Origin of the sequence: Roseateles sp., from assembly GCF_036404855.1 — a bacterium.
In the GTDB taxonomy this organism is placed as follows: Bacteria; Pseudomonadota; Gammaproteobacteria; order Burkholderiales; family Burkholderiaceae_C; genus Pelomonas.
In genome coordinates, this window is the sequence record NZ_DASWYS010000083.1 from 1 (window position 1) to 6,450 (window position 6,450).

The 6,450-nt window shown below is 69.2% G+C and carries 8 protein-coding genes; all 8 read right to left on the bottom strand.

From position 1 onward, the window contains the following. On the bottom strand, window positions 1-285 hold a 285-nt coding region (locus VGF12_RS05595), incomplete at its 3' end, for a substrate-binding domain-containing protein (protein WP_414710013.1). A 113-nt stretch (window positions 286-398) separates the two neighbouring features. Continuing rightward, window positions 399-773, bottom strand: coding sequence for a DUF4148 domain-containing protein (locus VGF12_RS05600; protein WP_331175056.1), 375 nt, complete (start codon window positions 771-773; stop codon window positions 399-401). 191 nt (window positions 774-964) lie between these two features. Beyond that, the gene (locus VGF12_RS05605; RefSeq protein WP_331175057.1) at window positions 965-1,753 is read right to left on the bottom strand and encodes an enoyl-CoA hydratase; all 789 of its coding nucleotides are present in this window, start codon (window positions 1,751-1,753) and stop codon (window positions 965-967) included. Then, a complete protein-coding gene (locus tag VGF12_RS05610) occupies window positions 1,750-2,832 on the bottom strand; it encodes a DUF3108 domain-containing protein (RefSeq protein WP_331175058.1) in 1,083 nt (360 codons plus the stop codon). The genes VGF12_RS05605 and VGF12_RS05610 overlap by 4 nt, the downstream gene beginning before the upstream one ends. Before the next feature lie 50 nt (window positions 2,833-2,882). Continuing rightward, window positions 2,883-4,592 (bottom strand): M61 family metallopeptidase, encoded by a 1,710-nt coding sequence (locus tag VGF12_RS05615; RefSeq protein ID WP_331175059.1) that lies wholly within the window; start codon window positions 4,590-4,592, stop codon window positions 2,883-2,885. Continuing rightward, window positions 4,592-5,029: a DUF3429 domain-containing protein gene (locus VGF12_RS05620; protein WP_331175060.1), complete on the bottom strand. Its 438-nt coding sequence runs from the start codon at window positions 5,027-5,029 to the stop codon at window positions 4,592-4,594. Before VGF12_RS05620 ends, VGF12_RS05615 begins: the two co-directional genes overlap by 1 nt. Window positions 5,030-5,033: 4 nt before the next feature. After that, window positions 5,034-5,762 carry a DsbC family protein gene (locus VGF12_RS05625; RefSeq protein ID WP_331175061.1) on the bottom strand — a complete coding sequence of 243 codons (729 nt, stop codon included), beginning with the start codon at window positions 5,760-5,762 and terminating at the stop codon, window positions 5,034-5,036. 25 nt (window positions 5,763-5,787) lie between these two features. Further along, window positions 5,788-6,450: FAD-dependent monooxygenase (locus tag VGF12_RS05630; protein WP_331175062.1), on the bottom strand; the 663-nt coding region annotated here is incomplete at its 5' end.

Below are 6,450 nucleotides of genomic sequence, written 5' to 3' on the forward strand. Positions count from 1 at the left end.
CAGCGCGGGCTGGATGGCGTCCTTGTCCATCGCCAGGATGATGAGCACCTTGGCGCCCTTGGCCAGCAGCGACTCGACGTCGCCGATCTGCTTCTCGGGGGAGCCGCCGGCATCGGCACTCACATAGCTCGCGCCCAGCCGGGCGAGTTCGGTCTTGATCGCGGCCTCGTCGGTCTTCCACCGCTCTTCCTGGAAGTTGGACCAGCTCACGCCGACCACGGGGCCGGCCGCAAGCGCTTTCAACGAAGCTGCCAGCAGAGCGCCGGCCACCCACATCCTTTGCATTCCCATCTTGTCTCCAACGCCCGGTTGTCTGGTGGGCCGCGGATTCTAGGAATGCTGACAACAAAAAGGCGACCCTTGCGGGTCGCCTTTCATCGGTTTGAAACCGCTTTGTTTCAGCGAGCGGCCAGGCCGGTGGCCGGGCGGGTGATGCGGGCCGGGAAGTCGCCCAGCTCGCGGGCGGCGTTCTCGCCATGGTCGGCGGCCAGCGCAGCAGCTGTCTTCTCGTCGACACGCACTTCGGTCGGCTTGACGGTCAGCACCGCCTGGCGGGGCAGCTTGGTGGTGGCGACGGCGGCAGCCTTGGCGGAGGCCGGGGTCGTCACTTCGATGCCCTTTTCGCCCTGGATGGCGGCGAGTTCGCCGCTGTTGCGAGCAGCGACCAGATCGGCGATGACTTGCTCGCGGGTCAGCGGGGTGGTGGTCTGGGCCGAGGCGGCGCCGACAGCGACGAGGGCGATGGCGGCGAAAAGGGTGGACAGCTTGTTCATGACGGGCTCCTTCAGTGTCTGGCAGGAACGTCCTGCTTTGGGGTCACTCCGGACATCGCGACCGCGGTGTCCATGGCCAGAACTGTAGGCAACCAGCCTCGGTAGAAACACTAGGTTGGTTGGAAGTAACTATTTATCTCACGCAAACAATCCCCCCTAACAAGTCACCGTTGAGCCACAAAACCACCAGGTCAGCGGTGCTCGAAGTTGGGAGCCCGCTTGGCCAGGAAGGCCTCCATCCCCTCACGCTGGTCATGGCTGCCGAACAGCGCATGGAAATAGCGGCGTTCCACAGCGACGCCATCCGTCAGGGGGCCCTGGTAGGCCAGGTTGACGAGTTCCTTGATGAGCATCACCGACGGCGCGCTGAAGCCGTTGATCGTCTCCGCCGCGGCGAGCGCCTCCTCGAGCAGTTGGGCCGAGGGCACCACGCGGGACACCAAGCCGGCGCTCTCGGCCTCCGCAGCGCCCATCATGCGCGCCGTCAGCAGCATGTCCATGGCCTTGCTCTTGCCCACGGCGCGCGGCAGGCGCTGCGTGCCGCCGGCACCGGGCACGATGCCCAGCTTGATCTCAGGCTGGCCAAACTTGGCTGAATCGGCCGCGATGATGAAGTCGCACATCATCGCCAGCTCGCAACCGCCGCCTAGCGCAAAGCCAGCGACTGCAGCGATGACGGGCTTGCGCACCTGCAGGATGGTTTCCCAGTTCTTGGAGATCAGGCCGCTCTTGAAGGCCGTCGCGAACGTGTGGGGCAGCATGGTCGGGATGTCGGCGCCGGCCGCGAAGGCACGGTCCGAGCCCGTCAGCACAATGCAGCCGATGCCATCGTCGGCGTCGAAGGCGAGCAAGGCCTCACCCATCTCGTCCATCAGCTGATCGTTCAGCGCGTTCAGCGCCTTGGGCCGGTTCAGCGTGATGAGCGCGGTCTTGCGCGGGCCGTCGCCGTGGACGGCGGTGATGATGCATTCATAGGTCATGGTGTGGGTCTCCTGGAAGGATCGGTGGATTCTGGCGCGGCCTGAAGCGGCGCGCGCTTGAGCATGAGATCGATGTAGGTGTCGGCGTCCTGACGGATGACCAGGCGCACAGGCAGATACTGCAGCGCCGGGGCGAGCCAGACCTCGGCCGTCAGGTCGCCGCCGCTGGCGCCGCGGCCGGGCCGCAGATGCCAGCTCGCGACGGGCCCCATCGGGGTGTCGAGCAGTTCCTCGCCCACCACCTCGTATTGCCAGGCGTATTGCCGGCGCGGCAACACGAGCGGGAAGCGCACGACATGCCCAGCCTGCAGCGGCTCGCGGCCGGTCAGGAAGAGCCAGGTCAGCTGCACGAACTGGCTGGCCGAGTCCTGGCTGCCATGAGGCGCCGGCTCGCGCTTGCCGGTCGCGAGCTGCACTTCGCCGCCCTGGAAGAGCACGCTGCTGCGGCGGGCGTCGACGAGGATGAGCTTGGTCTCCTCGTCATAGCGTTGCGGCGCGATGCCTTCGGGCGTGAGCCGGCCCTGGCTGCTCATGCGCCGGGCCACCAGGCCGAGGTCGACGTCGAGATGGACCTGATAGTCCCGGCCCTTGCGCAGCCATTCGACCTGGGCCTGGCCCGTAACGGGCCCGCGGTAATTGCCGCTCAGCACGTAGCTCAGCCGCGTGGACAAGGGCCACTCGGGACCGGGCTCCTCACCCGGTGTGGCGGCTGCGGCCGTGGCGACGGGCGGGGCGGCGGACGGGGCGGCCACAGGTGGCTCCGAGGCCGCTTCGACGACGGGTTCGGGAACGGGCGTGGGCTCAGGCGCCGAGGCGGGATGGGACGCCGGCTGTGAGGCAGCCGGCGCAGCCCCAGGCAGGGCCTGTTGGCTGGGCACGCGCCGGGGCGGCGACGCGGTACGCGCGGCTGGCGCCTGCAGGACCATCTCCCGAACGAACTCGACCTGCATGCGCGCCGGGCTGGGCGTCGCCTCGTCGCGGACCCAGCCGTCCTGGATGCGCTGCACCTCGCGGCCCAGCAGCAGGTGCAGCGCCAGCACGGCCAGCACCAGCAGGACCGGGGGCCGGGCGGACTTCATGCCGGGGCCTGTCAACACGACGGCGGTCGGCCGCGCCCGTGGCGGCAGCCCTAGTTGCCGAGCCAGCGCCGGCGTGCAGCGTGCGCGCCTTCGGTCAGAGCCAGCGCGATGCTGGCCGGCCGAGGCGCAGGCAGCACGACGTCCAGTTCCACGAGGCGCTGGTCGCGGCTGACGAGCAGGCGCAGCCGGGTGTCGCCGGCCGCCAGCAGGGCCGGCACATCGTCCAGGCGACGCAGTCGCCAGCCGTTGCAGGCGATGACCTCGTCGCGCGCGTTGAGGCCGCCGGCTTGGGCGGCACCACCGCTCAGCACGTGGGTGACGGTGATGCCCGTCAGCGCGCTCTCTCGCACCCGCAGCCCGAGGCGTTGCGCGACGGTCTGTCGGCCCTCCTCGCGCCAGTCAATGCCCGCGGCACCGAGCAACTCGCGCAGCGGCAGCTCGACCGTGCCGTGGACCCAGGCGTGCAACTGGGTACCAATCTCCTCGCCCCCCAGGGCCCGCACGGCGACCAGGATGTCGACCTCGCTGACAGGCCCGCCAGCGCTGGCCTTCCACAGCTTGGCCATCAGCACATCCAGGCTGGACTTGCGCGCACGCAGGCTCAGATCCAGGCACAGCGCCACCAGTGCGCCCTGGGCGTAGTAGTTGCTCGTCGTGTTGGGGCTGTTCTCGTCGGGCCGGTAGTACTTGGTCCAAGCCTCGAAGCTGGCCGAGGCCAGGGGCTGCACGCGACGGCCCGGCGAGGCCAGCACGCCGTTGACCGAGGAAGCCAGCAGCTTCAGATAGCGCCCTGCATCGACGAGCCCGGCGCGGCACAGCATCAGCTCGTCGTAGTAGCTGGTGAAGCCCTCGAAGAACCACAGCAGCTCCGTGTAGTTCTCGCACTGGTAGTCGAAGCGCGCGAACTCTGACGGGCGCAGCCGCTTCACGTTCCAGGCATGGAAGTACTCATGGCTGAAGAGGCCCAGCAGTCGCGTGTAGTTGTCGCTGGGGGCCGCCCCTTCTGCAGCCGTCGGCAGCTCGCGGCGGGCGCAGATCAACGCCGTGCTGGCCCGGTGCTCAAGTCCGCCATGGCCATCGTCCACGGCCCACAGGAGGAAGCTGTAGCGCTCGAAGGGCGCGCCACCCCAAAAGTCAATCTGCGCCTCGCAGATGCGCTGCACGTCGGCCAGCAGGCGCTCGCCATCGAAACTGGGCCAGGCGCCCGCGACCACGATGCGGTGCGGCACACCGGCCGCCTGGAACTCTCCCTGCCAATGCGGGCCGATCTCGAAGGGATGGTCCAGCAGCTCGTCGTAGTCCGCCGCCTCGTAGCCGCCACCCTGCGCGCGCATCTCGGTCGCGACCCGCCACCCCCTCGGCGTGCCGGCCAGCTCGATGCGGTGCGGCGCAGCTTCGCGACCGTGGGCGCGCAGGCACAGACTGCTGGGGTTGAAGAAGGCGCGCTCGCTGTCCAGCCACGCGGTACGCACCGAGGCGTCGAAGGCGTAGACGTCGTAGCTGAGCACCAATGCCGCACGGCCGCTGCAGCGCACACGCCAACTGGCCTTGTCGAGCTGCTCGACGGCCAGCGCCTGGCTCCCCTGGCGGGCCGTCAGCCCGCTCAGGTGCTTGGCGAACTCGCGCACCAGGTAGCTGCCCGGGATCCACACCGGCAGGCTGAAATCCTGCTCGGCGGCCGGTGCCGGCAGGGTCAGCGTGACGCGACAGCGATGGCCCGGAAGGTCGGCCAGCTCGATGCGGTAGCGCGGCGCAGTCATCAACTGCCCGCGGCGGCCAGGAAGCAGCACAGGGCCGCCACGGCCGTGAGCCGGAAACGCAGCGTCAGCCAGCCGGCCACGCCGAGCTGCGGATACAGGCGCCGGTCCATCGCGTAGCACGCAATGAACACCCCCCCGTGCAAGGCCAGTCCGGCGTAGGGCGACATCAGCACGCCCAGCCATCCCAGCGATACCGCAACGATGCCCCAGGCGAGCGGCAGCCGCCCCGGCATGCCGCGGGCAAACGACAGCCCCCAGTGGATGCCGCCGAGAAAGGCGATGACCAGGGCCGCATAGGCGGACAACGCCAGGCTGACAAAGGCGTGCTGGTCGAGATTGCGATCGCCAATCAGCCAGATCAGTGCGCAGCCCAGCACCAGCGGTGCCAGGCCGGCGTAGCCCAGGCGGTGCGCGAGCCGGCTTGGATCAGCGCTCATGAGGTCAGGACTTGCCAGCCGGCGCGTTCAGGGCCTGCAGGCGCTTCTCGAGCTCCGCGGCACTGACGGCGCCCGGGATGCGGCTGCCGTCTTCCAGCACGATGGCCGGCGTGCCGTTCACGTGGATCCTGCGCGACAGGGCCAGATTGCGCTCGATGACGCCGCCATCGCAGCCGGGTGCCGACTTGGGCGGCATCTCCCCCTTGAGCATCCAGCCGAGCCAGGCGCTGGTGCTGTCCTTGGCACACCAGATCGATCGCGACTTCTCGGCCGAATCGCCAGCCAGGATGGGAATGAGGAACGTGTAGACGGTCACGTCCTTCATCTCCTGCAGGCCCCGCTCGAAGCGCTTGCAGAAGCCGCAGTTCGGGTCCGCAAAGACGGCGATGCGACGCTTGCCGCTGCCGCTCTTCCAGACCATGGCGTCCTTCAAAGGCAGGCTCGCGAAGTCCACGCGGTTGAGCTGGGTGACACGCTCCTCGGTGAGGTTCTTGCGCGACTTCAGGTCGATCAACTCGCCTTCGATGATGAAGCTGCCGGTCGGGTCCGTGTAGCGGATCTCGTTGCCAATGCGCAGCTCCCACAGCCCCGGCATGGGAGCGGGGCGCACCTCGTCGACCTTCAGGGTGGGCAGCCGTTCGGTGAAGGCCTTGCGGATGGCGGCCTCGTTGGCCATGGCGGGCAGGCTCAGCACGGCGAGCAAGAGGGCGGACAGGGAGGAGCGCTTCAGCACGATGGTCAGACTTCAGAAAGAGGGATCAGAGCCCGAGGGCACGTTGGGTGAGCCAACGCTTGACGGGGGCAAGTTGGTTCAAGGCGTCCAGCCCGCGGTTGCGCAGGCCTTGTGCCGCGGGCGACGGATGCGCGAAAAGACGCTGCAGCACGTCGGTCAGCTCGCCCATGGCGAGCGTGGGCGCGAGGCGCGCGCGAGCATAGCGGCGCAGCAGGCGCTCATCACCCAGCGGCCGCCAGGGCTCACGCGCGGCAATGACGCCGGCCAGGGCGGCCACATCAGCCAGGCCCAGGTTCAGGCCCTGGCCGGCCAGCGGATGCACGTTGTGCGCCGCGTCCCCGGCGAGCACCCAGCCCGGCCCGCACCAGCGGTCGGCCTGCGCGCGCTGCAGCGGCCAGGCCATCCGGTCCGTCGTGAGCGTCATGCGCCCCAGTGCGTCGTGGCAGGCGGCCTGCAGCCGCGCCTGGAATTCCTCGGGCGGGATGCGCAGCAGCTCGTCCGCGCGCGCCTCCTGCACAGACCAGACCAGGGCCACCGAGTTCCCCGCCATCCCGCCGAGCGGCAGCAGCGCGACGATGTCGCCGTCGCCGAACCACTGGCGCGCGACCTGGCCGTGCGGGCGTTCGCACCGCAGGCGGGCGGCGATCGCCCGCTGCGGATAGGAGGTGACCTCGAACTGCACGCCGAA

Bases quoted from the DNA above. Each gene is read 5' to 3' on its own strand.
- VGF12_RS05600 (WP_331175056.1), bottom strand. From the start codon at position 773: ATGAACAAGCTGTCCACCCTTTTCGCCGCCATCGCCCTCGTCGCTGTC.
- VGF12_RS05605 (WP_331175057.1), bottom strand. From the start codon at position 1,753: ATGACCTATGAATGCATCATCACCGCCGTCCACGGCGACGGCCCGCGC.
- VGF12_RS05610 (WP_331175058.1), bottom strand. From the start codon at position 2,832: ATGAAGTCCGCCCGGCCCCCGGTCCTGCTGGTGCTGGCCGTGCTGGCG.
- VGF12_RS05615 (WP_331175059.1), bottom strand. From the start codon at position 4,592: ATGACTGCGCCGCGCTACCGCATCGAGCTGGCCGACCTTCCGGGCCAT.
- VGF12_RS05620 (WP_331175060.1), bottom strand. From the start codon at position 5,029: ATGAGCGCTGATCCAAGCCGGCTCGCGCACCGCCTGGGCTACGCCGGC.